A 25851-nucleotide genomic window follows, 5' to 3' on the forward strand; every position below is an offset into this window, starting at 1 on the left:
TCATGCGTCCTCGTCGTCAAGATGCAAGCGCAGGAACGGCAAGGCATCGCAGTATTTCAGATCGTCGCGCCGGTAGGCGACGTTGGCCGCGTACCCCGCCACGTATTCGTCGGCCAGGGATTCGATCGCCACACGCCAGCGTTGGCGGATCTCGGGCCAGGACAGGCCGTCGAAGTATTTGCTTTCGCTGGCGAGTGTGACGCCGGGCATGCCCAGGTCTTCGTCGGCCAATCCTTGCGCGGCGACCTGCCGCGCGTGAATCTGCGCCAGCACCAGCCCCGCGGCTTCGCCGCCAGCCGCGTCGGCCAGCACCGATGCATAGAACGGCAACTGCACGTTCACGGGACGGCTGCGGGACCAGTCGGGCTCGGGCTTGGCCGCCGCCACGCCGGTCTTGTAGTCGACGATGACGTTACGGCCGTCGGGCAGGCGATCGATGCGGTCCAACCGCAACTTCAGGTTCAACGCGCCACGCTGCCATTGATGGTTTTTTTCGACCTGCGCCACCGCGAACGGCAGGCGCTGCGCTTCGAGGTCCAGCCATGAGGCCAGAACGGCCTGGGCGCGCTGGCATTCCAGCGCGCGCAAGGCTGGCGCGTATTCCTTGAGTTCTTCGTCGGCGGCCTGCGCCACGGCCTGCTCCAGCAACGCCGGCAGGCGGCCAGCCGCAAGCTGCTCGTGCAGCGCGTCCTGGTCGGGCATCATGCCCCACACCACTTCAAGCGCCTTGTGCAGAAACTGGCCGCGCACATTGACAGTGGCCGCGTCGGCATAGGGCGCGAGCTCCCGGCCGCCGAGGCGATGGCGCACGAACGCCCAAAGCGGATTGCGCGCCTGCGTGTCCAGCACATCCAGGCCGCCGCCGCCGCGATTGCCGGCCGCCAATGGCGGCCCCTGCGAATCGTCGAGCGATTCCTGCGGCAAGACGGCCTGCGCCGCCGTGAGCGCGGGCGTCCAGTCGGTAAGAGAGAGCGCCGCGATCAATGGCGAGGGACGCAGCTCACGCTCGCCGTCCATGTGGGCGTGACTGACGATGATGTCGGGCGCGCAGCGGCACAGCGCGGCAAACATGCCTTCGGCCCATTCGCGCTCGCGCTCGGGCGTGGCACGCGGCGCCCGGGCCTGGCGCAGCACGGCAAGCGGCAGCAGCGGGTTCGGTTTGGGCGACGCGGGCAACACGTCGTCTGTCAGGCCCAGCAGCCAGACGCCATCCCAGTAGCCGCCTTCGGCTTCCAGCAACCCAAGGACGTCCAGCCGCGCGAGCGGATCACGCTGCGGCTGGAACGAGGAGGACCGCGCCACGCTTTCCAGCAGGTTCACGGCGGCCACGCCGCCCAGTCGGCCCGCGGCCGGCGCCAGCGCCGAAAAGCTGCCTAGCGCATCGCCCAGCGCGCCCATGACCTGATAACCCACGCTGTCGAGCGGGGCTTCGCCGGGAAAGCCCAGGGCCGTCAAGGCGGCCTTCATGCGCAGCATCCAGACGTCGCACGTGGCCTGGCGGCCACCTTGCGTCCAGATTTCCGTGGCGTGGTTCCAGGCCTGCGCCAACGCCGGCAGATCTGCAAGCAACTTGCGCCATGCTTGCGGGGCGACATGCAATTGCCCCTGGCGCCGCCAGCGCGCGTCGATGGCAGCAAGCCGCGCGCGGTCGCGCACGTCGCCGGCGCAATGGCCTGCAAGCAACGCGGCGCCCAGCACGCCCACCCCGCAGCCCTTGCCCTGCGCGCATTCGGCCAGCGCCCGCAGCCAGGCCAACGCGGCGCGGGCCATGGGCCATTCGTCGAGCGGCCGGCCCACGGCAACGTTGAACGCAAACGCTGGCGCGCCGTCGCGCCCGGCCAGCGCCTGGCTGAGCACGCGGCGCGCGAAGGGGGATTCGGCTTCCAGTTGCGGCGACACGATCGCATACCGCCCGGCGGGATCGGCCTTCAAACGGCTGGCCGCCCAGTCGGCGGCGGCGCGCCATTCGGCGCCCTGATCCGCGGCCTCGAAGCGCTGCGCCACTGCCGCCACCCGCTGGGTATCGCGCCATTGCGCCACGCGCGTGCCCTGGGCCTCGAATGCGTGCAGCAGGCGCTGAAAGCGGGGCGAGATATCGGTGAACCCGGCAAGCACCAGTTGCCGCGGCGTGGCAAGGCGTCCGGCTTCGAGGGCGCGCAGCACGCGCGCGTAACCCTGGTTGGCGTCTTCGGCATCAATGCCGGCGAGCGTGTGGCGATAGCGCTCGCGCCAGCGCGCAAAGCCGCGGTATTCGTCGGTGTCCGCGCCGGACGGCACCTGCAGCGCCCATTCGTCCATGAGCAGGTCCGCATCCATGGAAAGCCGCGCCGCCTGACTGGCATCCAGCAGGACGCGCTCGGCTTCTTCGAGGCGGATGGCTTCGGTCCAGACGAGCTGTGTGGCAAAACTGTCCAACCGGTAGGCGGGCACGTCTTCGTCGGATTCGAACGCGAGTTCGTTGGCGGATTCAGCGAGCCAGGCGGACAGCGGCAGGATGCGCGGCAGCTCGCTGACCTGGCGTTCCTGGCGCAGCAATCCGGCGAGCTCTAGCGTGAAGCGGCGCGACAGGCGGTTGTTCACCGTGAGCACGAGCGTGTCTGCCGCGGGCAGACTGGCGATGTCCGGCAACGAGAGATCGGAGTAGGAAGGCGCTGCGTCCTGCATGGTCATCCAAGGGCGCGCGCGGCGGGCGGCCGCGCGACGAAAAGCAATGAAAAAGGCGGAGAAAATCTCCGCCGTAGGATACCGCGAGGCGGCCGCCGCGACGCGCCGGTTGCGGTAAGCCGAGCCCTGTCAAAACCCGCAGAGTGCGGCCAGGTTTTCCCAGTGAATCTGCATCTCGGGCGTGGTGTATCCCCAGAACGCCAGCCCCAGCACCGCGGCCAGCGCCAGCACGCCCACCGCTCGCCAGCCTTTGCGGCGAGGGGTTTGGGAATGCGGTCCGTGCGACATGGCGGGGCTCCGGCAGGTCGCGGTCAGGCCGTGGCGGGCTGCGCCGGCGCGACCGGCTGCTCGCGCACGGGCAGGCAGAGCAGCGCCGCGATGACGGCCAGCGCAACGCCCAGCCACCAGACCAGATCGTAGCTGCCGGTCTTGGCATACGCGTAACCGCCCAGCCACACGCCAATGAAGCTGCCCAACTGATGCCCGAGAAACACGATGCCCGAGAGCGTGGCCGCATAGCGCAAGCCGTAGATCTGGCCAATGAGCCCTTGCGTCAGCGGCACCGTGCCCAGCCAGAACAATCCCATCCAAGCCGCGAACGCATAGAGCACCCACGGCGTCAGCGGCACCGACAGCAGCAACAGGATGCCGAACGCGCGCATGAAGTACACCACCGCCAGCAGCCGCTTCTTGCTGTATTTGCCGCCAAGCTTACCGGCGTAGAACGAACCCAGAACGTTGAACAGGCCGATGAGCGCGATCGCGGTGGCGCCCTGCCCGGCCGTCAGCCCGCCGTCGGTCACATAGGCCGGCAAGTGCAGCGTGATGAACGCGGTGTGAAAGCCGCAGACGAAGTAGCTCCAGAACAGGAAGTGGAATGACGGATGGCGCACGGCCTGCTTGATGGCGGTGCCCAGCGACTGATGCGGACCGGCGTGCGCTTGGGGGCGGCCGCGCAGGAAATACGCCAAAGGCGCGCCGCAAGCCACGAACAGCGACAGCACCCAGAGCGCGCCCGTCCAGTCCAGCCCGCTGATGAGCAACTGCCCGGTCGGCACCACGGCAAACTGGCCGAGCGAACCGCCCGCGCTGGCGATGCCCATCGCCGTGCTGCGGTAGGCGGGCGGCACGGCGCGCGCGACGACCGGCAGGATGACGGGGAACGTGGTGCCCGCCTGTCCCAGTCCGACCAGCACGCCCGCGGTCAGGTAAAGCGTGGCCTCGTCGGTGGCAAAGCGCGTGCCGATCAGGCCCAGCATGTACAGCACGGCGCCCAGCGCAATGGTTCGGCCCGAACCGTAACGGTCGGCGAGCATGCCCATGAAGATACAGGCCACGCCCCACACGAGGTTCTGCAGGGCAAACGCCATCGAAAATACTTCACGGCTCCAGCCGTGCGTCAGGCCCATCGGCTGCATGAACAGGCCGAAGGTGGCGCGCACCCCCATGGCAAGCAGCACGACCAGGGTGCCCAAGACAATGGTGCGTGCGGAAATCGTATCGGTTTGGCTAGACATGAAACCCGTGTCTGGTTGTTTTTTGGGTTTGCGCCCCCTCCTCGGGGCGGCCCCACGCAGCGGTGGGACGCGAACATCATATACAAGTCGGCATGCGGGTCCGTTAATACCCGCGTTGCCGCAACAAGCTTCACCCGCCGGGCCATCCGGGGCGAGCGCCCGGCGCGCGATGATTTGGGCGTTGCCGCACCTGCTGATAGACTTGCGTCCTGCTTCGAAGCCCGCGTCTGCAGTGCTAAACTTCGGCTCGCAAGTTCCGCAGCAATTTCAAGGCCTTAGTGCGAAGCGCCCTCAGTTTTGGCGGCCCTTTTCCGTCGATGGCGACAGCACTGCCTTGCGCCCCCCTCCTCGCTCGCCGTAGTTAAATGGATATAACCGGCCCCTCCTAAGGGTCAATTGGTGGTTCGATTCCACCCGGCGAGGCCAGCTTTGGCCTCGACTCCGCGCGCAGATTCTTCTCAAAAAAATCCACCTATTCAGCCAGATGAGGGTTAATCCGGGCTACGCTCTTGCGCGCCGCGCGGTTAGCTTTGCAGCTTCCGACTTGTGACTAATTGATGCGGCCACAATCCGTCACGGTGTTTTTTCTGAAAAACTCGCAAATCGCCTTGCGCACTACTTGAAATTGCTGTTTAAATTCGACGCGTAAGCCCATAATTCATCTGGACTTTTTCTGATCCGACGAAACGCCGGCTTAAGAAATATTTGCTCACAGACCACAAGCCTGCCCAACCATGGCCTTTTCCTGGAAACGTGCAATTGCGAACGCCATAGCGCCTGCCGCGCTGGCGGTGTGCGCGCTCCTGCCCCCTGCGGCGCAAGCAGCCAAAAATTCCGACCCTTGCAAGACCAACGCCAAGTCGGCGGCCTGCAAGGCGCAACAAGCCAAAAAAGCGCCGGCGCCCAAGGCGGGCTCCGGCAAGAGCGCCGCCGCCAAGCAGGCGGCGCCGTCCGCCAAGAAGGCGCCGCCTAAATCCTCGTCGGCCAAGAAGGCGCCGCCCAAGAGCGGCAAGCAGGTGGCCGCGAAAGGCACCCCGCCCAAGAAATCGGGCGCTGCCGGCAAGGGTGGCAAGACGGACAAGGCCGCACGCGGCCGGCGCGTTGCCGCCGCCGGCGCAGCCAGCGCGGCCATGCCGCCGCCCGCCGCCTCGGCGCGCGCCGAAGCGGCCGCGCTGCGGTCCAGCACCGCTTACGTGCAGGACCTTGAAACCTCCACGGTCATCTTCGCCAAGAACGAAAACGTCGTGCGCCCCATCGCTTCCATCTCGAAGCTGATGACGGCAGTCGTCGTGGTGGACGCCAACCTGCCGATGGACGAGATGCTGGAGATCACCGACGAGGACGTCGACGAGCTCAAGCACACGACCTCGCGGCTGCGGGTGGGCACCAAGCTGTCGCGCGGCGACATGCTGCATCTGGCGCTGATGTCTTCCGAGAACCGCGCCGCCAACGCGCTGGGCCGCCACTATCCGGGCGGGCTGCGCGCCTTCGTGGCCGCTATGAACGCCAAGGCGCAGTCGCTGGGCATGACCAGCACCCGGTTCATCGAGCCGACGGGCCTGTCCAGCAACAACGTGTCGTCGCCGCACGACCTGGCGCGCCTCTTGCGCGCTGCGTCGCAGCGCCCGCTGATCCATCGCTACTCCACCGATACCGAGTACGAGGTCGAGATCAACAACCGCACGCAGACCTTCCGCAACACCAACCTGCTGGTGCGCAAGCCCGACTGGGACATCAAGGTGTCCAAGACGGGTTACATCAATGAAGCGGGCGAATGCCTGGTGATGCTGGCGCGCATCAACGGCCGCGATCTGGCCATCGTGCTGCTGGATTCGCAGGGCAAGCTTTCGCGCATCGGCGATGCCGTGCGCATCCGCCGCATCGTGCAAAGCGAAGTGGCCATGGCGTCGATTGCCTCGGGCGGCTGATGCCAGTCTGACCGCTCCACACCGCAAAACGAAGGGCCCGATCTTATCGGGCCCTTTTGCATGGTGCGGCAAAGCGGGTCACGCCGCGCGGCGCTTCGCGGGGACGGGCTGGGCGTCGCAGAGTGAAGGCGGCAGCCCTTCCAGGACGGCTTGCGCGTTGAGCGATCGGATCGGCACGCTGGCATCGCGCGGGATCCGGCCCTCGGCCTGCAACAGCTGATACCGCAGGCAGCACACGCGCAGGAACGAGGTGAAGTTGGCGGCCTCGCCGCGGTACTCGACCAGTTCGTCGTACAGGCGTTCGATCAGTTGGGTGACCCGCAGGCCGTCTCGGCCGGCGATTTCTTCGAGGACCTGCCAGAACAGGTGCTCGAGCCGCAGGCTGGTCGCCACGCCGTGCAGGCGCAAGGACCGGGTTTCGCACGCATATGAATGCTCGGTGGCGCGGATGAAGATTTCACACATGGGAGCTCCTGGGCATCGGCGACACGCAGCCGGACCGGCGCGCCTGCGATCGACTGTACGACGACTCCCTCTCCCGGGGCAATACGGCGCCGAACCTGTAACGATCTCGACCTTCCCGCGCCGATTGATGTACATCATGGATTTGAGCGCGCAAGCGTTCGAGCATAGTGAAACTGATCAGACTTCGGAGGTAGTGATGGACAAAACCATGAAGGCCGCAGTTGCACGCGCATTTGGCAAACCGCTGGTGATCGAGGAAGTCGCGGTGCCGCGCCCGGGCCCGGGCGAGCTCCTGGTGAAGATCGAAGCCTGCGGCGTCTGCCACACGGACCTGCACGCCGTGGAAGGCGACTGGCCCGTCAAACCCAATCCCCCCTTCATTCCCGGCCACGAGGGCGTCGGCCACGTCGTGGCCGTGGGCGCCGGCGTCACCCACGTCAAGGAAGGCGACCGGGTCGGCATCCCCTGGCTGTATTCCGCCTGCGGACATTGCGAACACTGCCTGGGCGGCTGGGAAACCCTTTGCGAGCAGCAGCAGAACACGGGTTACTCCGTCAACGGCGGCTTTGCCGAATACGCGCTGGCGGCCGCCGACTACGTGGGCCTGCTGCCCAAGAACGTCGGCTTTGTCGATGTGGCGCCGGTGCTGTGCGCCGGCGTCACGGTTTATAAGGGCCTGAAGATGACGGACACCCGGCCCGGCAACTGGGTGGTCATTTCGGGCATTGGCGGCCTGGGTCACATGGCGGTGCAGTACGCCAAGGCGATGGGCCTGAATGTGGCGGCCGTGGACATCGATGACGCCAAGCTCGACTTCGCGCGCCGGCTGGGCGCGGAAGTCACCGTCAACGCGATGAACACCGATCCGGCCGCCTACCTGAAGCGGGAAATCGGCGGCGCGCATGGCGCGCTGATCACCGCGGTGTCGCCCAAGGCCTTCGAGCAGGCGCTGGGGATGGTGCGCCGCGGCGGCACGATTTCGCTGAACGGCCTGCCGCCGGGGGACTTCCCGCTGTCGATCTTCGACATGGTGCTCAATGGCGTGACGGTGCGCGGTTCCATCGTGGGCTCCCGGCTGGATCTGCAGGAGTCGCTGCAGTTTGCCGAAGAAGGCAAGGTCCACGCCACCGTCGCCACCGAAAGCCTGGACAACATCAACAGCGTGTTCAACCGCATGAAGAAGGGCCAGATCGAAGGCCGCATCGTGCTCGACTTCGCCTGATTGCTTCGCGCCCAGGCTAGCCACGGGGTGCGGCATTTGCCGCACGCCGTGGATGATCGCGGCGAAGTGACCGCTCTCACGCCGCCCCGCGCGAGCGGTCAGGGCGTGATCTTCGTGCCCAACACCGCCAGAAACTGCGCCATCCACGCCGGATGGGCAGGCCAGGCGGGCGCCGACACCAGGTTGCCGTCGGTGTAGGCCTGGTCGACGGCGATCTCGGCATAGGTGCCGCCGGCCAGCCGGACCTCGGGCGCGCAGGCGGGGTACGCCGAGCAGGTGCGGCCCTTCAGCACGCCGGCCGCGGCCAGGATTTGCGCGCCGTGGCACACCGCGGCGATGGGCTTGTTGGCCTTGTCGAATTCACGCACGATATCCAGCACCTTTTCATTCAGGCGCAGGTATTCGGGCGCACGTCCGCCGGGGATCACCAGCCCGTCGTAGGACGCGGGTTCGACGCGGTCGAAGTCGTAGTTCAGCGTGAAGTTGTGGCCGCGCTTTTCCGTGTAGGTCTGCGCGCCCTCGAAGTCATGGATGGACGTAGCCACCGTGTCGCCGGCCTTCTTGTCCGGGCAGACCGCGTGCACCGTGTGCCCCACGGTCAGCAGCGTCTGGAACGGCACCATGGTTTCGTAGTCTTCGGCGTAGTCGCCGACCAGCATCAACAGTCGTTTGCTCATGATTGTCTCCTTGGGATGAGGGTGGGGGCCAGTTCCTGGTCTTCTCGTCCCATTGTGCGCGCTGCGCCGGCGGGGCGGGTGGTAATGGGATACCACCGGCGCGGGATACGACCGCGGAACGCCGTCCTACTCCAACGCCACCGTCACCGGCCGCGCGCCCAGCAGGTCCACCAGCACCTTGGGATCGATGCCCACCAGGTAGCCGCGCCGCCCGCCGTTGATGTAGACCGCCGGATACGTCAGCACCTCGGCTTCCACCCATACCGGCATCTTCTTGCGGGTGCCGAAGGGCGACGTGCCGCCCACCTGATAGCCGGAGTGGCGCTGCGCGACCTCGGGCTTGCAGGGCTCGACCTTCTTCAGGCCGGCCTGGCGCGCCAGGTTCTTGGTGGAGACTTCGCGGTCCCCGTGCATGACCACGATCAGCGGCTTGGCCGATTCGTCCTCCATCACCAGCGTCTTGACCACCGCGTGCGGGTCCAGGCCAAGCTGGCGCGCGGCTTCGCCGGCGCCGCCGTGGTCGACGTAGTCGTAGGTGTGCTCGGTGTAGGCCACCTTGTGCTGCTTGAGGAACTGGGTGGCGGGCGTTTCGGAAACGTGGCGGGCTTTGCTCATGGGTGTGCCGGTTGAAAAGGGAATGGTGGGCGGCGGCTAGCCGCGCGGATGATGGGCCGCGTGCAACGCCTTCAGGCGTTCGCGCGCCACGTGGGTGTAGATCTGCGTGGTGGAGATGTCTGCGTGGCCCAGCAGCATCTGCACCACGCGCAGGTCCGCGCCGTGATTCAGAAGGTGCGTGGCAAAAGCGTGGCGCAGCACGTGGGGCGACAGGGGCGCATGCACGCCAGCGATCACGGCGTATTTCTTGACCAGTTGCCAGAACGCCTGCCGCGACATCGCCTCGGCGCGGCTGGTGATAAAAAGCGCATCGCTGACGCGGCCTGCCGCCAATTCCGGGCGCGCAGTATTCAGATACTGCGCAATCCAGTGCGCGGCTTCGGCGCCCAGCGGCACCAGGCGATCCTTGCCGCCCTTGCCCAGCACCACCCGCACCACGCCTTCGTTCAGGCTGACGTCCAGCGAACGCACGCCCACCAGCTCGGACACGCGCAGGCCGGTGGCATACAAGGTCTCGAGCATGGCGCGGTCGCGCAGGCCGCGCGGCTGGCTGAGGTCGGGCGCCCGCAGCAGGGAGTCCACCTGCTGCTCGGACAGCGTCTTGGGCATGCGCGGCGGTTGCTTGGCGGCGACCAGCGTCAGGCACGGATCGCGTTCGGCACGGTGTTCGCGCAGCGCCCAGGCGTAGAAGCGGCGCAGCGCCGCCAGCCGGCGGTTGGCGGTGGTGGCGCGGGTTTCTTCGTGGCGAAACGCGAACCAGGCCTCGATATCCGCCTTCTGCGCGTCGCGGATCGGCTTGGCCGGCCCGACGGGCATGGTCTGCGCACGCTCGGGTTCACCGTGCCGGCCGGCCAGCTCCCGGGCATAGGCCTCGGGGTCTTCGAGCCAGCGGGCAAAACCGGTCAGGTCGCGGCGGTAGGCGGCCAGGGTATTAGCGGAAAGGCCATCCTCGAGCCAGACGGCGTCGATGAAGGCGTCGATATCGGCCTGGGAGGCCAGCGGCTGGCGGACGGTGGACATGGCGGGATTCTACGGCGCGGCGCGGTTGGGCAGGCGCTCGCCCACGCCGGCGGCGGCGGACTTGAGCCAGGCCTCGAACACCTTCAGCGCCTCGGACCGCTCGCTGCGTTGCGGATAGCCGAAGTAATACCCCTGGCTGACCGCCAGCGACTGCGGCACGGGCATGACGAGCGCGCCCTGGTCCAGCGCCGGTTGCGCCAGAAAGCGCGGCATCAGCCCGACGCCCAGTCCGGCCTGCACTGCCGCCATCACCATGGTGAAAAGCTCGTACCGGGGGCCGCCGGCCGCCTGCGGCCCGTACAGATGGCCATTGGCTGCGTACCACTGGCGCCAGGCGTCCGGCCGCGAGGCCAGGTGCAGGTGCGTCATGCCGGTCAGCGCGGCGCCCCCCGCTTGCGCCACGCGTGCGGCCAGTTCGGGCGCGCAAACCGGCACCAGTTCGCGCTCGGGAAACAGCAGCCCGCCCTGCGTGCCCGGCCAGAGCCCGTCCCCGTGATACAGCGCGCCGTCGAACGGCTGGTCCTTGAACTGGAACGGCAGCGTGCGCACGGACAGGCTGACGGTGATGTCGCCGTGCTCGCGCTGGAAATCCGCGAGTCGCGGAATCAGCCAGGTGGTGGCCAGGGTGGGCACGACGGCAATGTGGATGCTGCGCCCCATGCCGGTCCGGCTGACAAGCCCGAAAGTGTCTTTTTCGATCTGGTCCAGATGGTGACGGATGCGGCCGGCATATTCGGCGCCGTGGTCGGTCAGTACGATGCGGCGGCGCACCCGGGTGAAAAGCTGCACGCCCAGCCGCGCCTCCAGGCTGGCCACCTGCCGGTAGACCGCGCTGTGGGTCAGCGACAGCTCCTCGGCGGCGCGCGAAAAACTGCCCAGCCGGGCCGAGGCCTCGAATGCCTGCAGGGCGCTCAGATTGGGAATGCCGTTTCTCATGGAGGGAATGCCGCCTGAAATGCGGCCCGTCGCGGCGACGCGCCCATGTTGCGGCGCACCAGGCGGGACGTGCCGGGGGATCAACAGAATGTGCAATTTTATCAATTGCGTTGTGCGCTCAGGGAACATATGCTCGGCAGTTCTACCCTAGGCTAACCACGACACCACCATGCCTCAGCAAGATTCCCGCCTTGGCGGTCACATTCTGGTCGACCAACTGGTCGCCCAGGGCGTCAAACATGTATTTTGTGTCCCCGGCGAAAGCTATCTGGCGGTGCTGGACGGCCTGCACGATGCCGACATCAAGGTCACGGTGTGCCGCCAGGAAGGCGGCGCGGCCATGATGGCCGACGCGCACGGCAAGCTGACGGGCGAACCCGGCATCTGCATGGTGACGCGCGGCCCCGGCGCCGCCAACGCGCTGGCCGGCGTGCACATCTCCAAGCAGGACTCCACGCCGATGATCCTGTTTGTCGGCCAGATCGAGCGCGGCATGCGCGAGCGCGAGGCCTTCCAGGAAATGGACTACCGCGCCGTGTTCGGCACGCAGGCCAAGTGGGTGACCGAGATCGATCAGGTCGAACGCATTCCCGAACTGATCTCGCGCGCGTTTCACATCGCGACCTCGGGCCGTCCCGGTCCGGTGGTGATCGCGCTGCCGGAAGACATGCTGGTCGAGGCCGCCAAAGTGGCCGACGCCCCGCGCTACGAAGTCATCGATGCGGCCCCCACGGCTGGCCAGCTGTCCGATCTGGAAAAGCTGCTGGCTGACGCGAAGAACCCTGTCGCCATCCTGGGCGGCACGCGTTGGGACGCCCGCGCCGTGCAGCAGTTCGCCGATTTCGCGCAGTTGCATTCGCTGCCGACCGCCGTGTCGTTCCGCCGCCAGATGCTGTTTCCCGCGGACCATCCGTGCTTCATCGGCGACGTGGGCCTGGGCATCAATCCGGCGCTGCTCAAGCGCGTGGCCGATGCCGACCTGATCCTGCTGGTGGGCGGCCGCATGTCGGAAAACCCCAGCCAGGCCTACACGCTGCTGGACATTCCCGTGCCCAAGCAAAAGCTGGTGCACGTGCATCCCGACGCCGCCGAACTGGGCCGGGTGTACCGTCCCACCCTCGCCATCAACACCTCGCCGTCCGCCTTCGCCGCGACGCTGGCCGGCCTGAAGGCGCCTGCCGCCCCCGTGTGGGCCGACGGCACGAAGGCGATGCGCGAGTCGTACCTGAAATGGAGCGACCCCGAAGCCATCACCACGCCGGGCGCGCTGCAACTGGGCCAGGTCATGGCGTATCTGGAAAAGACCCTGCCCGCCGACGCGATCATGACCAACGGCGCGGGCAACTACGCCACCTGGCTGCACCGCTTTCACCGCTTCACCCGCTTTGGCACGCAGCTTGCGCCGACTTCCGGCTCAATGGGCTACGGCCTGCCGGCAGCGGTGGGCGCCAAGCGCGTGTGGCCGGACAAGACCGTCGTCTGCTTCGCGGGCGACGGCTGCTTCCTGATGCACGGCCAGGAATTTGCGACGGCCGTGCAATACGACCTGCCCATCATCGTGGTGCTGGTGGACAACGGCATGTACGGCACGATCCGCATGCACCAGGAAAAGCACTATCCGGGCCGCATTTCCGCGACCCAGTTGAAGAACCCCGATTTCGCCGACTACGCGCGCGCCTTTGGCGGCCACGGCGAACGCGTGGAGACCACCGAACAGTTCGGTCCGGCGTTTGAACGTGCATTGGCCAGCGGCAAGCCGGCGATCCTGCACTGCTTCATCGATCCGGAAACCATCAGCCCGTCCACGACCCTCGAAAAGATCCGTGAGGCGGCGCTGAAGGCCCAGCACTGAACCCTGCACGGGCGTCAAGACCGGCGGCGCGCCCAGGCGCACCGCCGTGCAAACCCCAACTTGCCGCCCGAATTATTTTAAGTTTAAACTTTCTAGATTCCGATCACGGAAATCCATAGCGGAGACCCAGCATGTCCTCGAACCCCTCATTCCACTGGCAAGACCCCCTGTTGCTGGATCAGCAGCTGACCGAAGAAGAGCGTATGGTGCGCGACGCCGCCTACGCCTACTCGCAGGACAAGCTGGCGCCGCGCGTGCTCAACGCCTTCCGCAACGAGAAGACCGATCCGGAAATCTTCTCCGAAATGGGCGAGCTCGGCCTGCTGGGCGCCACCATCCCTGTCGAATACGGCGGCGCTGGCCTGAACTACGTGAGCTACGGCCTGATCGCCCGTGAAGTCGAACGCGTCGACTCCGGCTACCGCTCGATGATGAGCGTGCAGTCCTCGCTGGTCATGGTGCCGATCAACGAATTCGGCAGCGAAGAACAAAAGAAGAAGTACCTGCCCAAGCTGGCGCGCGGCGAATGGATCGGCTGCTTCGGCCTGACCGAACCCAATCACGGCTCCGACCCCAACGGCATGGAAACCCGCGCGGTCAAGACCGCCGACGGCTACAAGCTGAGCGGCAACAAGATGTGGATCACCAACTCGCCGATCGCGGACGTGTTCGTGGTGTGGGCCAAGTGCGTCGGCGGCGACTTCGACGGCAAGATCCGCGGCTTCATCCTGGAAAAGGGCATGAAGGGCCTGTCCGCCCCCGCCATCCACGGCAAGGTCGGCCTGCGCGCGTCGATCACCGGTGAAATCGTCATGGACGAGGTGGAAGTGTCCGCCGACCAGATGATGCCCGGCGTGTCCGGCCTGAAGGGTCCGTTCACCTGCCTGAACTCCGCCCGTTACGGCATCGCCTGGGGCGCTGTCGGCGCCGCCGAAGCCTGCTGGCACACCGCCCGCCAGTACACCCTGGACCGCAAGCAGTTCGGCCGCCCGCTCGCCGCCAACCAGCTGATCCAGAAGAAGCTGGCCGACATGCAGACCGAAATCACGCTGGCGCTGCAAGGCTGCCTGCGCCTGGGCCGCATGAAGGACGAAGGCACCGCCGCCGTCGAAATCACCTCGATCATGAAGCGCAACTCGTGCGGCAAGGCGCTGGACATCGCCCGCCTGGCCCGCGACATGCTGGGCGGCAACGGCATCTCCGACGAATTTGGCGTGGCCCGCCACCTGGTGAACCTGGAAGTGGTCAACACCTACGAAGGCACCCACGACGTGCACGCCCTGATCCTGGGCCGTGCCCAGACCGGCATCCAGGCGTTCTATTGATCGCCTGCCTGGTGTAGCGAAGGAGGCCGCCCACGGGCGGCCATTTTTTTGACGCGTTGCTGCAGAGCCGGGTGTCAGACACCGACCGAATGGGAATACGCCATACGCCCGATCCCTCCCCGCCTGCGCATTGCCGAAAGCCCGACTAGGCGTACGCCTGTATACCTCTTACGCTTCACGGGTCCCTACACGAGGAGTCGCGCATGCACGGCATCCCCCCCCTGCGCCTGGCGGCAGTCGTCGCCATGGCGTTCATCGCCCAAGGCGCTCAGGCCGCCACGACGCTCACCATGACCACCGAATACCCGGCCACCTCCATGCCGGGTCAAGGTGTGTCCACATTTGCCGAACTGGTGCGGGCCAAGTCGGCCGGCAACGTCGTCATCGACGCGAGCTTCGACGCCGCCAAGGGCATCAAGTCGGGCGACATGATCGAGGCCGTGCAAACGCGCAAGGTGGATGCGGGCGACGCCTTTGCCGGCGCGCTTGCCACGAAGTATCCGATCTTTGGCGTCTCGTCCCTGCCCTTCCTGGCCGACTCGTTGTCCAAGGCGCGCAATCTGAACAAGGCGGCGCGCCCGGCCTACGAGAAGCTGCTGGCCGCGCATGGCCAGAAGCTGCTCTACACCACGCCGTGGCCCGCGTCGGGCATCTGGTCCAAGCAGAAGCTGGACAGCGTGGCGGCGCTCAAGCGCCTGTCCATCCGCACCTACGATGCGACCTCGCAGGACGTCATGCAGCGGGCCGGCGCAAAGGCGCAGAATATTTCGTTCGCGGACGCGATGCCGCGCATCGCATCGGGCGAGGTGAACGCGGTACTGTCTTCCGGCGATGGCGGCGCGGGCCGCAAGCTGTGGGAACATCTGCCGAATTTTGCCGAGATCAACTACGCCATGCCGGTCTCGGTGGCGACGATGAACTTGAAGGCCTACGAGGCGCTGGATGCGCGCTCGCGCAAGGCCATCGACCAGGCGGCCGCGCAGACCGAGGCCGAGCAGTGGAAACGCATCGAGGGCCGCCTGCAGCAGAACTACGCGAACATGCGCAAGAACGGCGTCGCGATCAACACCGCCGTGCCCCCGGCGGTGAAGAAGGCGTTGAAGGACGCTTCCGCCGAATCGATCAATGCGTGGAAGGCGGCGGCCGGCCCGGAGGCGGCCGCCATTCTCAAGCAGGCGAGCAAGCGGTAGACGCCGCGCCTAGTTGTTGCCGGACAGGTCGAACAGGCTGGTCGCGTCCATTTCCAGCACGCTTTCGTCGTGCTGGTTCACGACCGTCCATGCCCAGTTGATGATGCCCAGGTCCGGGCGCGAGGACGAGTGCCGCGCGCCCTGCACGCGCGCGTGCAGGCGCAGGGTGTCGCCGGGGCGCACCGGCGTGCGCCAGCGGACTTCGCCCAGCCCGGGCGAACCGAAGGATTCGGAATCATGCAGGGCGGCGTCGACCGCCATGCGCATGGCCATCGCGCAGGTGTGCCAGCCGCTGGCGATCAGCCCGCCCCAGCGGCCTTCCGCGGCGCGCTGCGGATCGGTATGGAACCACTGGGGATCGTACTTGCGGGCGAACTCCAGGATCTCCGCTTCCGTCACGGTGACCGGCCCCGCCTTGATCACCATGCCGTCCTTGAATTCGGCGAACTTCATGTTGTGTTTTCCCCCTGCCAACGAAAACGGCGCGCCCAGGCGCGCCGTTCGTCACGCAACTGTTGTTGGAATCAGTACGTCTCGAAGTGCAGCCGGCCTTCACGGCGCAGCGCATCATGCAGGATAGACCAATCCTCGCCCGACTGCACCACCACATCGCGCAGGGCGTCCAGCACGCCGACTTCCATGCCCTTCAAGCCGCAGACATAGATGCAGGTATTGCGGTCGGCCAGCAGCCCGCGCACGTGCGCGGCCCGTTCGCGGATCAGGTCCTGCACGTAGCGCTTGGGCTGGCCGGGTTCGCGCGACAGCGCCAGGTTGATGTCGATGAAATCGCGCGGCAGCTTCATCAACGGGCCAAAGTACGGCAGCTCACGTTCGGTGCGCGCGCCGAAGAAAAGCATGAGCTTGCCGATGTCCGCCGTGCCGATCAGGCGGCGGCTGCGCTCGGTCATCGCGCGCATCGGCGCAGAACCCGTGCCCGTGCAGATCATGATGAGATTGGCCTGCGGGTGGTTCGGCATCAGGAAGGTGTGGCCGAACGGGCCGATCACCTGCACGGTGTCGTTCTTGGCCAGGTCGCACAGATAGTTGGAACACACGCCATGCGCGGCCGCGCCGCCGTGGTCCTGGGTGACGCGTTTGACCGTCAGCGACAGGTTGTTGTACCCCGCCCTCTCACCATCGCGCGGACTGGCCAGCGAATACTGGCGCGCGTGATGCGGCCGGCCCTGCGCATCCACGCCCGGCGGCAGGATGCCGATGGACTGGCCCTCCAGCACCGGAAAAGGCTGCTCGCCGAAGTCCAGCACGATGTGATGAATGTCGCTTTCCGTGTCGGCGCCCGTGACGCGATAGTTGCCCACCACGGTCGCGGTGATCGGCGTCTTGTGCGTGTAGAGATTCACGTAAGGGTGCGCGGCCGACCACGGCGGCACCGCGGCGCCGGGTGTGGCGGCAGTCAGGGCCGCCGGCTGCGCGAGGCCCGATTCGGCCTGCGGCGCCGGCATGGGCTGACCGCCCTCGCCGCCCGCGGCTGCATCTACCGGCAGCGGCTTTTCCTGCGGCAGCTCTTCCCAGCCCAATTGGTCCTGCACGGAATAGGCCTCCGCCCGCACGACCAGCCGCCAGTTATCGATCGAACCCGTCGGACACGGCGGCACGCAAGCCATGCAGCCGTTGCAGATTTCGGGATCCACCACGTAGTTGTTCGAATCGTGGGTGATCGCATCGACCGGACAGGTCTCTTCGCAGGTGTTGCAGCGGATGCAGATCTCGGGATCGATCAGATGCTGCTTCAGAACTTCCACCGGTAATGGGGCGTTCATCGCCGTCCTCCCTACGCGCGGGCACGCGGCCCGCGCGGCCTTTAGTTGAAACGCACGTACTCGAAGTTGACCGGCTGGCGGTTGATGCCCATGACGGGCGGCGCGATCCAGTTGGCGAACTTGCCCGGCTCGGTGACGCGGCCCATCAGCGAGGCGACGAACGCGCGGTCTTCCGGCGTGGGCAGCCACTTGTGCTGGTTGGCCTGCCACTGCGATTCGGACAGGATCTCGCCTTCGGGCGACATGCGGATGCCGGCCAGGGTGCCGATCTGGCGATTGAACGCCTTGTGCGGCACCTGCAGGCGGAACGCCAGGCCGCTCTTTTCGATCACCTTGTTCCAGCGGCCGATGCCGGCCACCGAATCTCGGATGAAGTCGTCGCGCAGCACTTCGTTCAGCGCATTGAGCATCGGCACTTCGGTCTCGGACAGCTTGCCGTTGCTGACGTTGAGCACCCGGTAGGTGTCGTTCTTCAGTTGATGGTCGTCGGTGCGCTTGCTCTCTTCGTACCGTCCCTTCAGGCCCGAACCGTAGAAGATGGCGGCGTTGGACGACTGATCCGCGCCAAACAGGTCGATGGTGACGCTGTAGTGGAAGTTCAGGTAGCGCTGGATGGTGGGCAGGTCGATCACGCCCGCCGCGCGCACGGCTTGCGGGTCGTCGGTCTTCAGTTCCTTCATCACTTCGCAGGTGCGCTGGATGACGCGCGATATGCCGGACTCGCCCACGAACATGTGGTGCGCTTCCTCGGTCAGCATGAACTTGGTGGTGCGCGCCAGCGGGTCGAAGCTGGATTCGGCCAGCGCGCACAGCTGGAACTTGCCGTCGCGATCGGTGAAGTAGGTGAACATGTAGAACGCCAGCCAGTCCGGCGTCTTTTCATTGAAGGCGCCCAGGATGCGCGGATTGTCCGAATCGCCCGAGCTGCGTTGCAGCAGCGCATCGGCTTCCTCGCGCCCGTCACGGCCGAAATAGCGGTGCAGCAGGTACACCATTGCCCACAGGTGCCGCCCTTCTTCGACGTTGATCTGGAACAGGTTGCGCAGGTCGTACTGCGACGGCGCGGTCAGGCCCAGGTGCCGCTGCTGCTCGATCGACGCCGGTTCCGTGTCGCCCTGCGTGACGATGATGCGGCGCAGGTTGGCGCGGTGCTCGCCGGGCACGTCCTGCCACACGTCGCGGCCGATGTTCTCGCCAAAATGGATCTTGCGCTGGCCGTCCTGCGGCGCCAGGAAGATGCCCCAGCGGTAGTCGGGCATGCGCACGTGATTGAAGTGGGCCCAGCCATCGGGCTCGACGCTGACCGCCGTGCGCAGGTAGACTTCAAAGCCGTGCGAACCGTCGGGGCCCATGTCCTGCCACCATTGCAGGTAGTTGGGCTGCCAGTGTTCCAGCGCGCGCTGCAACGCGCGGTCGCCGGACAGGTTGACGTTATTGGGAATCTTGTCGCTGTAGTTGATGCCGGACATGTCTCTCTCCTGATTCTTTTTTGCAATGGGGCCGGCGGCTGTTCCCAGCCGCGCGGCGCTCAGACGCGGTTCCAGTCGAATGCCGCCTGCTCGCCCTTGCCGTACAGCTTGAGCGCGCCCTTGTCGCCCGCCGCATTGGGGCGGTTGAAGATCCAGTTCTGCCAGGCAGTCAGCCTGCCGAAGATGCGGGTTTCCATGGTTTCCTGCCCGCCAAAGCGCAGGTTCGCCTCCAGGCCCGTCAGCGCATCGGGCGACAGCGCGCGGCGCTCTTCCAGCGCCATCCGCACCTCGTCGTCCCAGTCGATGCTGTCGGGCGCATCGGTAATGAGGCCCAGCTCCAGCGCGTCGGCGGCCGGCAGGCTGCGTCCGGCCTGGGCGCGCACGGCTTCCAGCGGACCGGTCTCGCCGTAGAAACGGCGCTGCAGGCGGCTTTGGCCATTCACCATCGGGTAGGCGCCGAAGTTGCGCTCGCCCACCACGAGACGCGGCGGCGCGGCGTCGATGTCTTCCTCGCCCTCGACGTCCAGCATGTAGCTGCGGTCGGCCGCCAGCGCCAGTTCCAGCAGCGTGCCGGCAAAGCAGGAGCCCGGCTCGATCAGCGCGAACAGGCTGCGGGACGTGACATCCAGCCGCGCAAGCGTGCGGCGCAGCATGCCGGCCGTCTCGCGCACGAACCAGTGGCCCGCGTGCTGTTCCAACGCGGCGTCCGCCGCCAGCACTTGCTGCGCGTCGCCCTCGGTCTTGAGGATCCAGGTGCCGATATCCAGTTCATTGGTGCGCATCGTCAGGATGGCGTCGTCCAGCTCACGCGCCATCTGCAGCGGCCACCAGGCCGCCCCCGCGGCAACGATGTCCGCAAGGTTGGTTTCCACTACGCCTTGCGGCGCGCGCACGGTCCAGGTGGCTTGACGCTTTTCGCGGTCGAGCTGCACGTCGACGTAGCGATAGGACAGACGGTTTTCCGTTTCGGTGCGTTGCAGCGGCGTCAGCGCCACGCCCTGCTCGCCTGCCGGACGGTCGCTGTCCTGCGCCAAGGCAAGCGCGCGGGCCCGGACTTCCTCCTCGAAGCGGGCGGGCTTGACCACGTCGTCCACCAGCCGCCAATCCTTGGCGCGCTGCCCTCGCACGCCCTCGACCAGCGTGCAGAAGATGTCCGCGTGGTCATGGCGCACGCGGCGCTTGTCGGTGACGCGGGTCAGCCCGCCCGTGCCCGGCAGCACGCCCAGCAAGGGCACCTCGGGCAGCGCAACGGAAGACGAGCGGTCGTCGATCAAGAGGATCTCATCGCAGGCCAGGGCCAATTCATAGCCGCCGCCCGCGCACGCGCCGTTCAGCGCGGCGATGAACTTCAGGCCGCCGTGGCGGCTGGAGTCCTCGATGCCGTTACGGGTTTCATTGGTGAACTTGCAGAAGTTGACCTTCCAGGCGTGGGTGGACAACCCCAGCATGAAAATGTTGGCACCGGAACAGAAGATGCGGTCTTTCATGCTGGTGACGACCACGCTGCGCACCTCGGGGTGTTCGAAGCGGATGCGTTGCAGGGCATCGTGCAGTTCGATGTCGACGCCCAGGTCGTACGAATTGAGCTTGAGCTTGTAGCCGGGGCGCAGGCCGCCGTCTTCGGCCACATCCATGGCCAGGGTTGCGACTGCACCGTCGAAAGTCAGGCGCCAGTGCCGGTACTGGGCGGGATCTGTCCGGAAATCGACCCGGTTGATGGGACTGCTCATCGTGTGTCTCCTCGTACGCCCTGTTCGCTGACAGGAAAAATACTGCACTACATGAATTATTATGCAGGTTAGTGCAGGCGATTTGGAGCGTCAAGCGGAATATGCAGGAAAGTGCATGTCTCCATGCGTACCGAGCGCGCAGCAAAAAGGCCGCCCCGAATGGGGCGGCCTCAGAAACGAAGGCGGCAGGCCGGCGGCGCTACAGCGGCAGGCCGCAGGCCTTGCGGACCTGCGTGCGCAGGCCGGCGAAGCTTTCGGCCACTTCCAGATTGCTGGTCACCCAGGTCAGGTCCGCTTTGGCGTAGAACGCTTCGCGCCCGGCCAGGATGCGCTTCAAGTCGGACATGGCTTCGTTGTTGCCCGACATGGGGCGGAAGTCGCCCTGCGCCATGACGCGTTCCATGTGCTCTTCGGGCGTGGCGCGCAGCCAGACCGTATAGCAATGGGTCAGCAAGAGGTTAAGCGTGGCCGGTTCGGACACCAGCCCGCCCGGCGTGGCCAGCACCATTTCCGGATAGATCTGCACCGCCTCTTCGAGCGCGCGCCGTTCATAGCGGCGATAGGCGTTTGGACCATAGAGGTTATGGATTTCCAGGATGCCGCAGCCGGCCACCCGCTCGATCTCGCGGTTCAGTTCCACGAACGGATAGCCCAGGTCGTCGGCCAGCATCTGGCCAAGCGTCGACTTGCCCGCGCCGCGCAGGCCGATGAGCGCCACGCGCTGCGTGCGGTTGGGCCGCTGCGCGCCGGCGCCCACGCCAAATAGCTGCGTCAGCGCCTCGCGCGCGCGCTGGAGATCGGACTCGGTGCGCCCGCTCAGCAACTCCCGGATCAGCAGCCAGTCTGGCGATTCCGTGGTGACGTCGCCGACCAGTTCGGCCAGCGCGCAGTTAAACGCCCGGGCAATCTGCAGCAGGACAAGGATCGACGCATTGCCGACGCCGTGCTCCAGGTTGGCGAGATGGCGTTCGGATACGCCGGTCGCCTGCGACAAGCCCTTGCGCGTCATACCGCGGATGGCGCGCAGGCGGCGCACGCGCTCGCCCAAGGCGATCAGGAAGGGCTCGCGCCGGGGTTCGATGGGCGCCGTGTCTAGCGCTTGATTCATGGTTCGACTGACTCCGCAAAAACCCTGATTACCGCTCTTTTATGCACTATAGTGCTTGACCCACATCAACGGAAGCACTATTTTTCCATCCAACGAGTCCACAGCCGATCCGGTGCAAAAAAACAGCAGTCCAAATGCGGACTGCCTGAGCGCCGACAGTGTAAAGGAGCCGCTTGGTGAGTACGCCCGACCAATTTCACGCCCTGATGCGCGATGTGACGCGCCTGACGGCCGGTCAGCCGCTGGACGCGGCGCTGCAGGCCCGGCTCAACCAGGCGGCCGGCCCTGAGAGCGCCCTGTTCCAGGACATTTTTGCCACCTGTAGGCAGGGCGTGGCCGACGGCTGGATGTGCAACCGCGAAGGCGGCGGCATCAAGTACGGCCGGGTCATCAAGCCCGCCGACGACCTGGGCGGCTGCTCGGTGGACGTCGTCGACATGAATGACCTGGCCGGCCCGCACCACGCCCATCCCAACGGCGAGATCGACATGATCATGCCGCTTACCGGCGACGCGCGCTTTGACGGCCACGGCGCGGGCTGGCTGGTCTACGGACCGGGCTCGGCCCACCGCCCCACCGTCACGCGCGGCCGGGCCCTCGTGCTGTATCTGCTGCCCGGCGGGGCCATCGAATTCACGCGCCCCGGCTAAAAGACCGGCCCGGACGCCGCAACCGTGCCGCCAACAACAACCACAGGCACGGCGTCCACCCACCAGGACACCAGGAGACAACCGTGAATACCTGCCCCGCCGAACTGAATTTCGCCAGCCATCTTGCCGCGCTGAACGCGCCGCGCGCCGCCAAGCCGGCCTACATCGACGACACGCGCCAGCTCACGTATGGCGAGCTGGCCGAGCGGGTGGCCCGCATGGCCGGCGCGCTGCGCAACCTGGGCCTGCGCCGCGAGGAACGCATCCTGGTGCTGATGCAGGACACGGCCGACTGGCCGGTGACGTTTCTGGGCGCGCTGCACGCCGGCGTGGTGCCGGTGGCTGTCAATACCCTGCTCACCGCCGACGATTACGCCTACATCATTGCGCACAGCCGCGTGCGCGCCGTATTCGTGTCCGGCGCCCTGCTGCCGGTGCTGCAGGCGGCGCTGGCTCATGCGCGGGCGGATGTCGAACATCTGGTGGTGTCGCAGCCCGTCGCGGCCTTGCCCGATGGCGCCCACGCGTTCGACACGCTGCTGGCCGCCGCCCCGCTGGCGCCCGCGGCCCGCACGCTATCCGACGAGATCGCGTTCTGGCTGTATTCGTCGGGTTCGACGGGCAAGCCCAAGGGCGTGGTGCACACACACGGCAACCTTTGGCACACGGCGGAACTGTACGCCAAGCCCGTGCTCGGCATCCGCGAAAGCGACGTGGTGTTTTCGGCCGCGAAGCTGTTCTTCGCGTACGGCCTGGGCAACGGCCTGACCTTTCCGCTGTCGGTGGGCGCAACGGTCGTGCTGATGGCCGAGCGCCCCACCCCGCAGGCCGTATTCCAGCGCCTGGTGCGGCATCGCCCCACCGTGTTCTATGGCGTGCCGACGCTGTATGCCAGCATGCTGGCCTCGCCCGACCTGCCGCCGCGCGAGCAGGTGGCGATGCGCATCTGCACATCCGCCGGTGAAGCCTTGCCGCGCGATATCGGCGAGCGCTTCACGCGCCATTTCGGCTGTGAAATCCTGGACGGCATCGGCTCGACCGAGATGCTGCACATCTTCATTTCCAACCGCTCGGGGCAATTGCGCTACGGCACCACGGGCAAGCCCGTGCCGGGCTATGAAGTGCAGCTGCGCGATGACAACGGCGCGCCCGTCGCGCCCGGCGCCATCGGCGACCTGTACATCAAGGGGCCCAGCGCCGCGCTGATGTACTGGAACAACCGCGACAAGACGCGCCAGTGCTTTCTGGGCGACTGGCTCAAGAGCGGCGACAAATACGTTTGTGATCCCGACGGCTACTACACCTATGCCGGTCGCAGCGACGACATGATCAAGGTCAGCGGCCAGTATGTGTCGCCGGTGGAAGTCGAGAACATCCTGATCCAGCACGAGGCGGTGCTGGAAGCGGCCGTGATCGGGGTGCCGGACCACGACGGGCTGGTCAAGACCAAGGCCTATGTGGTGCTGCGCGACGGCTTCGAACCGGACGCGCAGACGGGCGCCGCCTTGCAGCATTACGTGAAGCAACACCTGGCGCCGTTCAAGTATCCGCGCCAGATCGATTTCCTGGAGGAACTGCCCAAGACCGCCACCGGCAAGATCCAGCGCTTTCGCCTGCGCGCGCTGGAAGAGGCGTCGCTATGACGGCGGCCGCCGAATCGGATACGGTCTTTGCCGGCATCCACGCACGCGGGCGCGACCTGCGGCTGGAATGCCGCTGGATCGCGCCGCAGCGCACGGACGCCCCGCTCATCGTCTTCCTGCATGAAGGGTTGGGATCGGTATCGATGTGGAAGGACTGGCCCATGCTGGTGTGCGAGGCGGCCGGCTGCCGCGGGCTGGTGTATTCGCGCTATGGATACGGCCGGTCCACCGCGCGCCCGCGGGATGATGCATGGCCCGTGGACTTCATGCACCGCGAGGCGCACGACGTCCTGCCGGCCTTGCTTGAGGTCCTGGGCGTGAACGCGCGCCGCGACAAGCCGGTGCTGTTCGGCCACAGCGACGGCGGCTCGATCGCCTTGCTTTACGCCGCCCGGTATCCGGACGCGGTTGCCGGTGTGATCGCGGCAGCCCCGCACATCCTTGTCGAAGACGTGTCCGTCACCAGCATCGCGGCCGCGCGCAAGGCTTATCTGGAATCAGATCTGCGCGCGCGGCTGGGCCGTCATCACCAGGATGTTGATTCCGCGTTCTGGGGCTGGAACGACATCTGGCTGAACCCCGAATTTCGCGGCTGGAACATCGAGGACGATCTGAGCCGCATTGCCTGTCCCGTGCTGGCCATTCAGGGCACCGGCGACGAATACGGCACGCTGGCGCAGGTGCGAGGCATCCGCCGGCGTGCGCCGCAAACCGAACTGCTGGAGATTCCGGATTGCGGCCATTCGCCGCACCGGGATCAGCCCGCCACCGTTATCCAGGCCGTCGCACGCTTTGTCGGCGCGCTGGAAAAACCCGGTTGACACAGGCCGCGCATCAAGGCCCCGCGTCCGCCCATAACAAGCACGGAGACAAACCATGAACCACGTCCTGACCCGGGCCGCGCTGGCCGCCGCCCTGACGATCGCCGCAAGCGGCGCGCATGCCGACGACAAGCTCAAGGTCGGCTTCATGCTGCCCTACAGCGGCACGTTTGCCGCGCTGGGCAACGCCATCGAGAACGGCTTCAAGCTTTACGTTGCCGAGCAAGGCGGCAAGCTCGGCGGACGCGAGATCGAATACTTCAAGGTGGATGACGAATCCAATCCCGCCAAGGCCGCCGAGAACGCCAACCGCCTCATCAAGCGCGATCAGGTCGACGTGCTGATCGGCACCGTGCATTCGGGCGTGGCGATGGCGCTGGCCAAGGCGGCCAAGGACGCCGACACCACGCTGATCGTCACCAACGCGGGCGCCAACGCGATCACCGGTCCGCTGTGCGGCCCGGGCATCTTCCGCACCTCGTTCACCAACTGGCAGCCGGCCTACGCCATGGGCCCGGTGGCTTACGCCAAGGGCCACAAGACCGCCGTAACCATTACCTGGAAGTACGCGGCGGGCGACGAGGCCATCGGCGGCTTCAAGGAAGGTTTCGAGAAGGCCGGCGGCAAGGTCGTGCGCGAACTGAGCCTGCCGTTTCCCAATGTGGAATTCCAGTCGCTCCTGACAGAGATTGCTGCGCTCAAGCCCGACATGGTGTTCACCTTCTTTGCAGGCGGCGGCGCCGTGAAGTTCGTGCAGGACTATCACGCGGCAGGCCTGGACAAGACGATTCCACTGTACGGTTCGGGCTTTTTGACGGACGGCACGCTGCAGGCGCAAGGCGCATCGGCGCAGGGGCTCTTGACCACGTTGCATTACGCCGACGGGCTGAACACGCCGCGCGACAACGCGTTCCGCGCCGATTATTCCAAGGCGTACAAGATGCAGCCGGACGTCTACGCGGTGCAAGGCTATGACGCCGCGCAGCTCATGCAGTCGGGGCTGACCGCCGTGAAGGGAGACTTTACGAAGAAGGACGCCTTCCGCAGCGCCATGCGCACGGCCACCGTGGACAGCCCGCGCGGCTCGTTCACGCTGTCCAAGGCCGGCAACCCGGTGCAGGACATCTACCTGCGCCGCGTCGACGGCCTGGAAAACAAGGTCGTCGAGGTCGCGGTGCAGAAGCTGGCCGACCCCGCCCGCGGCTGCAAGCTGTAGCGCCCCGCCACGCGTCCGCCAC

At 66.5% G+C, this 25851-nt stretch carries 22 protein-coding genes and 1 tRNA gene; 10 read left to right on the forward strand and 13 right to left on the reverse strand.

Going from position 1 to position 25851, the window contains the following annotated elements; all coding sequences use genetic code 11:
* The 3 genes from HV786_RS16870 to HV786_RS16880 all read right to left on the reverse strand — a co-directional run bounded on the left by HV786_RS16870 (position 1) and on the right by HV786_RS16880 (position 4181).
* Complete coding sequence (locus tag HV786_RS16870) at positions 1–2664, reverse strand: PD-(D/E)XK nuclease family protein (protein WP_175211307.1); 2664 nt, start codon at positions 2662–2664, stop codon at positions 1–3.
* Between the two features lie 129 nt (positions 2665–2793).
* Positions 2794–2952, reverse strand: coding sequence for a hypothetical protein (locus HV786_RS16875; protein WP_175211309.1), 159 nt, complete (start codon positions 2950–2952; stop codon positions 2794–2796).
* Positions 2953–2975: 23 nt separating this feature from the next.
* Positions 2976–4181 (reverse strand): MFS transporter, encoded by a 1206-nt coding sequence (locus tag HV786_RS16880; protein WP_056326784.1) that lies wholly within the window; start codon positions 4179–4181, stop codon positions 2976–2978.
* A 351-nt stretch (positions 4182–4532) separates the two neighbouring features.
* On the opposite strand from HV786_RS16880, the gene HV786_RS16885 reads away from it, so the two are divergent.
* Positions 4533–4607: transfer RNA gene (locus HV786_RS16885), tRNA-Arg, on the forward strand.
* Positions 4608–4915: 308 nt separating this feature from the next.
* Positions 4916–6109, forward strand: coding sequence for a D-alanyl-D-alanine endopeptidase (gene pbpG, locus HV786_RS16890; protein WP_226846670.1), 1194 nt, complete (start codon positions 4916–4918; stop codon positions 6107–6109).
* 78 nt (positions 6110–6187) lie between these two features.
* Here the strand turns inward: pbpG and HV786_RS16895 are convergent, their stop codons facing one another.
* Positions 6188–6574, reverse strand: a complete 387-nt coding sequence (locus HV786_RS16895; protein WP_128827346.1) for a ribbon-helix-helix domain-containing protein — start codon at positions 6572–6574, stop codon at positions 6188–6190.
* Positions 6575–6770: 196 nt separating this feature from the next.
* Between HV786_RS16895 and adhP the strand changes: the two genes are divergently transcribed.
* Positions 6771–7796: an alcohol dehydrogenase AdhP gene (adhP, locus tag HV786_RS16900; RefSeq protein ID WP_128827345.1), complete on the forward strand. Its 1026-nt coding sequence runs from the start codon at positions 6771–6773 to the stop codon at positions 7794–7796.
* 98 nt (positions 7797–7894) lie between these two features.
* Here the strand turns inward: adhP and HV786_RS16905 are convergent, their stop codons facing one another.
* From HV786_RS16905 to HV786_RS16920, 4 genes are all read right to left on the reverse strand, one after another.
* A complete protein-coding gene (locus tag HV786_RS16905) occupies positions 7895–8473 on the reverse strand; it encodes a DJ-1/PfpI family protein (protein ID WP_128827344.1) in 579 nt (192 codons plus the stop codon).
* 126 nt (positions 8474–8599) lie between these two features.
* Entirely contained in the window at positions 8600–9088 is a 489-nt protein-coding gene (gene ybaK, locus HV786_RS16910) for a Cys-tRNA(Pro) deacylase (RefSeq protein ID WP_056326773.1), read from the reverse strand.
* A gap of 36 nt (positions 9089–9124) precedes the next feature.
* On the reverse strand, positions 9125–10108 hold the full coding sequence (gene xerD / locus HV786_RS16915; protein WP_128827343.1) for a site-specific tyrosine recombinase XerD: 984 nt from the start codon (positions 10106–10108) through the stop codon (positions 9125–9127).
* Between the two features lie 9 nt (positions 10109–10117).
* Positions 10118–11044 carry a LysR substrate-binding domain-containing protein gene (locus tag HV786_RS16920; protein ID WP_175211310.1) on the reverse strand — a complete coding sequence of 309 codons (927 nt, stop codon included), beginning with the start codon at positions 11042–11044 and terminating at the stop codon, positions 10118–10120.
* A gap of 169 nt (positions 11045–11213) precedes the next feature.
* Here HV786_RS16920 and HV786_RS16925 point away from each other — a divergent pair, with 169 nt between their 5' ends.
* From HV786_RS16925 to HV786_RS16935, 3 genes are all read left to right on the forward strand, one after another.
* On the forward strand, positions 11214–12896 hold the full coding sequence (locus tag HV786_RS16925; protein ID WP_128827342.1) for a thiamine pyrophosphate-binding protein: 1683 nt from the start codon (positions 11214–11216) through the stop codon (positions 12894–12896).
* 131 nt (positions 12897–13027) lie between these two features.
* Positions 13028–14221, forward strand: coding sequence for an acyl-CoA dehydrogenase (locus HV786_RS16930; RefSeq protein WP_056326766.1), 1194 nt, complete (start codon positions 13028–13030; stop codon positions 14219–14221).
* A gap of 203 nt (positions 14222–14424) precedes the next feature.
* Positions 14425–15411 (forward strand): TRAP transporter substrate-binding protein, encoded by a 987-nt coding sequence (locus tag HV786_RS16935; protein ID WP_128827341.1) that lies wholly within the window; start codon positions 14425–14427, stop codon positions 15409–15411.
* A gap of 9 nt (positions 15412–15420) precedes the next feature.
* On the opposite strand, the gene HV786_RS16940 is transcribed toward HV786_RS16935, so the two are convergent.
* From HV786_RS16940 to HV786_RS16960, 5 genes are all read right to left on the reverse strand, one after another.
* Positions 15421–15864: a MaoC family dehydratase gene (locus tag HV786_RS16940; RefSeq protein WP_056326762.1), complete on the reverse strand. Its 444-nt coding sequence runs from the start codon at positions 15862–15864 to the stop codon at positions 15421–15423.
* A gap of 71 nt (positions 15865–15935) precedes the next feature.
* Positions 15936–17192, reverse strand: coding sequence for a benzoyl-CoA 2,3-epoxidase subunit BoxA (gene boxA, locus HV786_RS16945; RefSeq protein WP_175211312.1), 1257 nt, complete (start codon positions 17190–17192; stop codon positions 15936–15938).
* A gap of 41 nt (positions 17193–17233) precedes the next feature.
* On the reverse strand, positions 17234–18661 hold the full coding sequence (gene boxB / locus HV786_RS16950) for a benzoyl-CoA 2,3-epoxidase subunit BoxB (protein ID WP_128827339.1): 1428 nt from the start codon (positions 18659–18661) through the stop codon (positions 17234–17236).
* A 59-nt stretch (positions 18662–18720) separates the two neighbouring features.
* A complete protein-coding gene (boxC, locus tag HV786_RS16955; protein WP_128827338.1) occupies positions 18721–20391 on the reverse strand; it encodes a 2,3-epoxybenzoyl-CoA dihydrolase in 1671 nt (556 codons plus the stop codon).
* Between the two features lie 199 nt (positions 20392–20590).
* Positions 20591–21499 carry a helix-turn-helix transcriptional regulator gene (locus tag HV786_RS16960; protein WP_062841711.1) on the reverse strand — a complete coding sequence of 303 codons (909 nt, stop codon included), beginning with the start codon at positions 21497–21499 and terminating at the stop codon, positions 20591–20593.
* A 176-nt stretch (positions 21500–21675) separates the two neighbouring features.
* Here HV786_RS16960 and HV786_RS16965 point away from each other — a divergent pair, with 176 nt between their 5' ends.
* From HV786_RS16965 to HV786_RS16980, 4 genes are all read left to right on the forward strand, one after another.
* Positions 21676–22149, forward strand: coding sequence for a DUF4863 family protein (locus tag HV786_RS16965; protein ID WP_128827336.1), 474 nt, complete (start codon positions 21676–21678; stop codon positions 22147–22149).
* A gap of 83 nt (positions 22150–22232) precedes the next feature.
* Positions 22233–23792, forward strand: coding sequence for a benzoate-CoA ligase family protein (locus tag HV786_RS16970; RefSeq protein ID WP_128827335.1), 1560 nt, complete (start codon positions 22233–22235; stop codon positions 23790–23792).
* Positions 23789–24613 (forward strand): alpha/beta fold hydrolase, encoded by an 825-nt coding sequence (locus tag HV786_RS16975; RefSeq protein WP_128827334.1) that lies wholly within the window; start codon positions 23789–23791, stop codon positions 24611–24613. The genes HV786_RS16970 and HV786_RS16975 overlap by 4 nt, the downstream gene beginning before the upstream one ends.
* A 55-nt stretch (positions 24614–24668) precedes the next feature.
* Entirely contained in the window at positions 24669–25829 is a 1161-nt protein-coding gene (locus HV786_RS16980) for an ABC transporter substrate-binding protein (protein ID WP_128827333.1), read from the forward strand.
* Positions 25830–25851: the final 22 nt, after the last annotated feature.

Source organism: Achromobacter mucicolens (assembly GCF_902859725.1).
In the GTDB taxonomy this organism is placed as follows: domain Bacteria; phylum Pseudomonadota; class Gammaproteobacteria; order Burkholderiales; family Burkholderiaceae_B; genus Achromobacter; species Achromobacter mucicolens.

Excerpts from the sequence above, each read along its gene's own strand:
- HV786_RS16870 (WP_175211307.1), bottom strand. The coding sequence starts at position 2,664 with ATGCAGGACGCAGCGCCTTCCTACTCCGATCTCTCGTTGCCGGACATC.
- HV786_RS16875 (WP_175211309.1), bottom strand. The coding sequence starts at position 2,952 with ATGTCGCACGGACCGCATTCCCAAACCCCTCGCCGCAAAGGCTGGCGA.
- HV786_RS16880 (WP_056326784.1), bottom strand. The coding sequence starts at position 4,181 with ATGTCTAGCCAAACCGATACGATTTCCGCACGCACCATTGTCTTGGGC.
- pbpG (WP_226846670.1), top strand. The coding sequence starts at position 4,916 with ATGGCCTTTTCCTGGAAACGTGCAATTGCGAACGCCATAGCGCCTGCC.
- HV786_RS16895 (WP_128827346.1), bottom strand. The coding sequence starts at position 6,574 with ATGTGTGAAATCTTCATCCGCGCCACCGAGCATTCATATGCGTGCGAA.
- adhP (WP_128827345.1), top strand. The coding sequence starts at position 6,771 with ATGGACAAAACCATGAAGGCCGCAGTTGCACGCGCATTTGGCAAACCG.
- HV786_RS16905 (WP_128827344.1), bottom strand. The coding sequence starts at position 8,473 with ATGAGCAAACGACTGTTGATGCTGGTCGGCGACTACGCCGAAGACTAC.
- ybaK (WP_056326773.1), bottom strand. The coding sequence starts at position 9,088 with ATGAGCAAAGCCCGCCACGTTTCCGAAACGCCCGCCACCCAGTTCCTC.
- xerD (WP_128827343.1), bottom strand. The coding sequence starts at position 10,108 with ATGTCCACCGTCCGCCAGCCGCTGGCCTCCCAGGCCGATATCGACGCC.
- HV786_RS16920 (WP_175211310.1), bottom strand. The coding sequence starts at position 11,044 with ATGAGAAACGGCATTCCCAATCTGAGCGCCCTGCAGGCATTCGAGGCC.
- HV786_RS16925 (WP_128827342.1), top strand. The coding sequence starts at position 11,214 with ATGCCTCAGCAAGATTCCCGCCTTGGCGGTCACATTCTGGTCGACCAA.
- HV786_RS16930 (WP_056326766.1), top strand. The coding sequence starts at position 13,028 with ATGTCCTCGAACCCCTCATTCCACTGGCAAGACCCCCTGTTGCTGGAT.
- HV786_RS16935 (WP_128827341.1), top strand. The coding sequence starts at position 14,425 with ATGCACGGCATCCCCCCCCTGCGCCTGGCGGCAGTCGTCGCCATGGCG.
- HV786_RS16940 (WP_056326762.1), bottom strand. The coding sequence starts at position 15,864 with ATGAAGTTCGCCGAATTCAAGGACGGCATGGTGATCAAGGCGGGGCCG.
- boxA (WP_175211312.1), bottom strand. The coding sequence starts at position 17,192 with ATGAACGCCCCATTACCGGTGGAAGTTCTGAAGCAGCATCTGATCGAT.
- boxB (WP_128827339.1), bottom strand. The coding sequence starts at position 18,661 with ATGTCCGGCATCAACTACAGCGACAAGATTCCCAATAACGTCAACCTG.
- boxC (WP_128827338.1), bottom strand. The coding sequence starts at position 20,391 with ATGAGCAGTCCCATCAACCGGGTCGATTTCCGGACAGATCCCGCCCAG.
- HV786_RS16960 (WP_062841711.1), bottom strand. The coding sequence starts at position 21,499 with ATGAATCAAGCGCTAGACACGGCGCCCATCGAACCCCGGCGCGAGCCC.
- HV786_RS16975 (WP_128827334.1), top strand. The coding sequence starts at position 23,789 with ATGACGGCGGCCGCCGAATCGGATACGGTCTTTGCCGGCATCCACGCA.
- HV786_RS16980 (WP_128827333.1), top strand. The coding sequence starts at position 24,669 with ATGAACCACGTCCTGACCCGGGCCGCGCTGGCCGCCGCCCTGACGATC.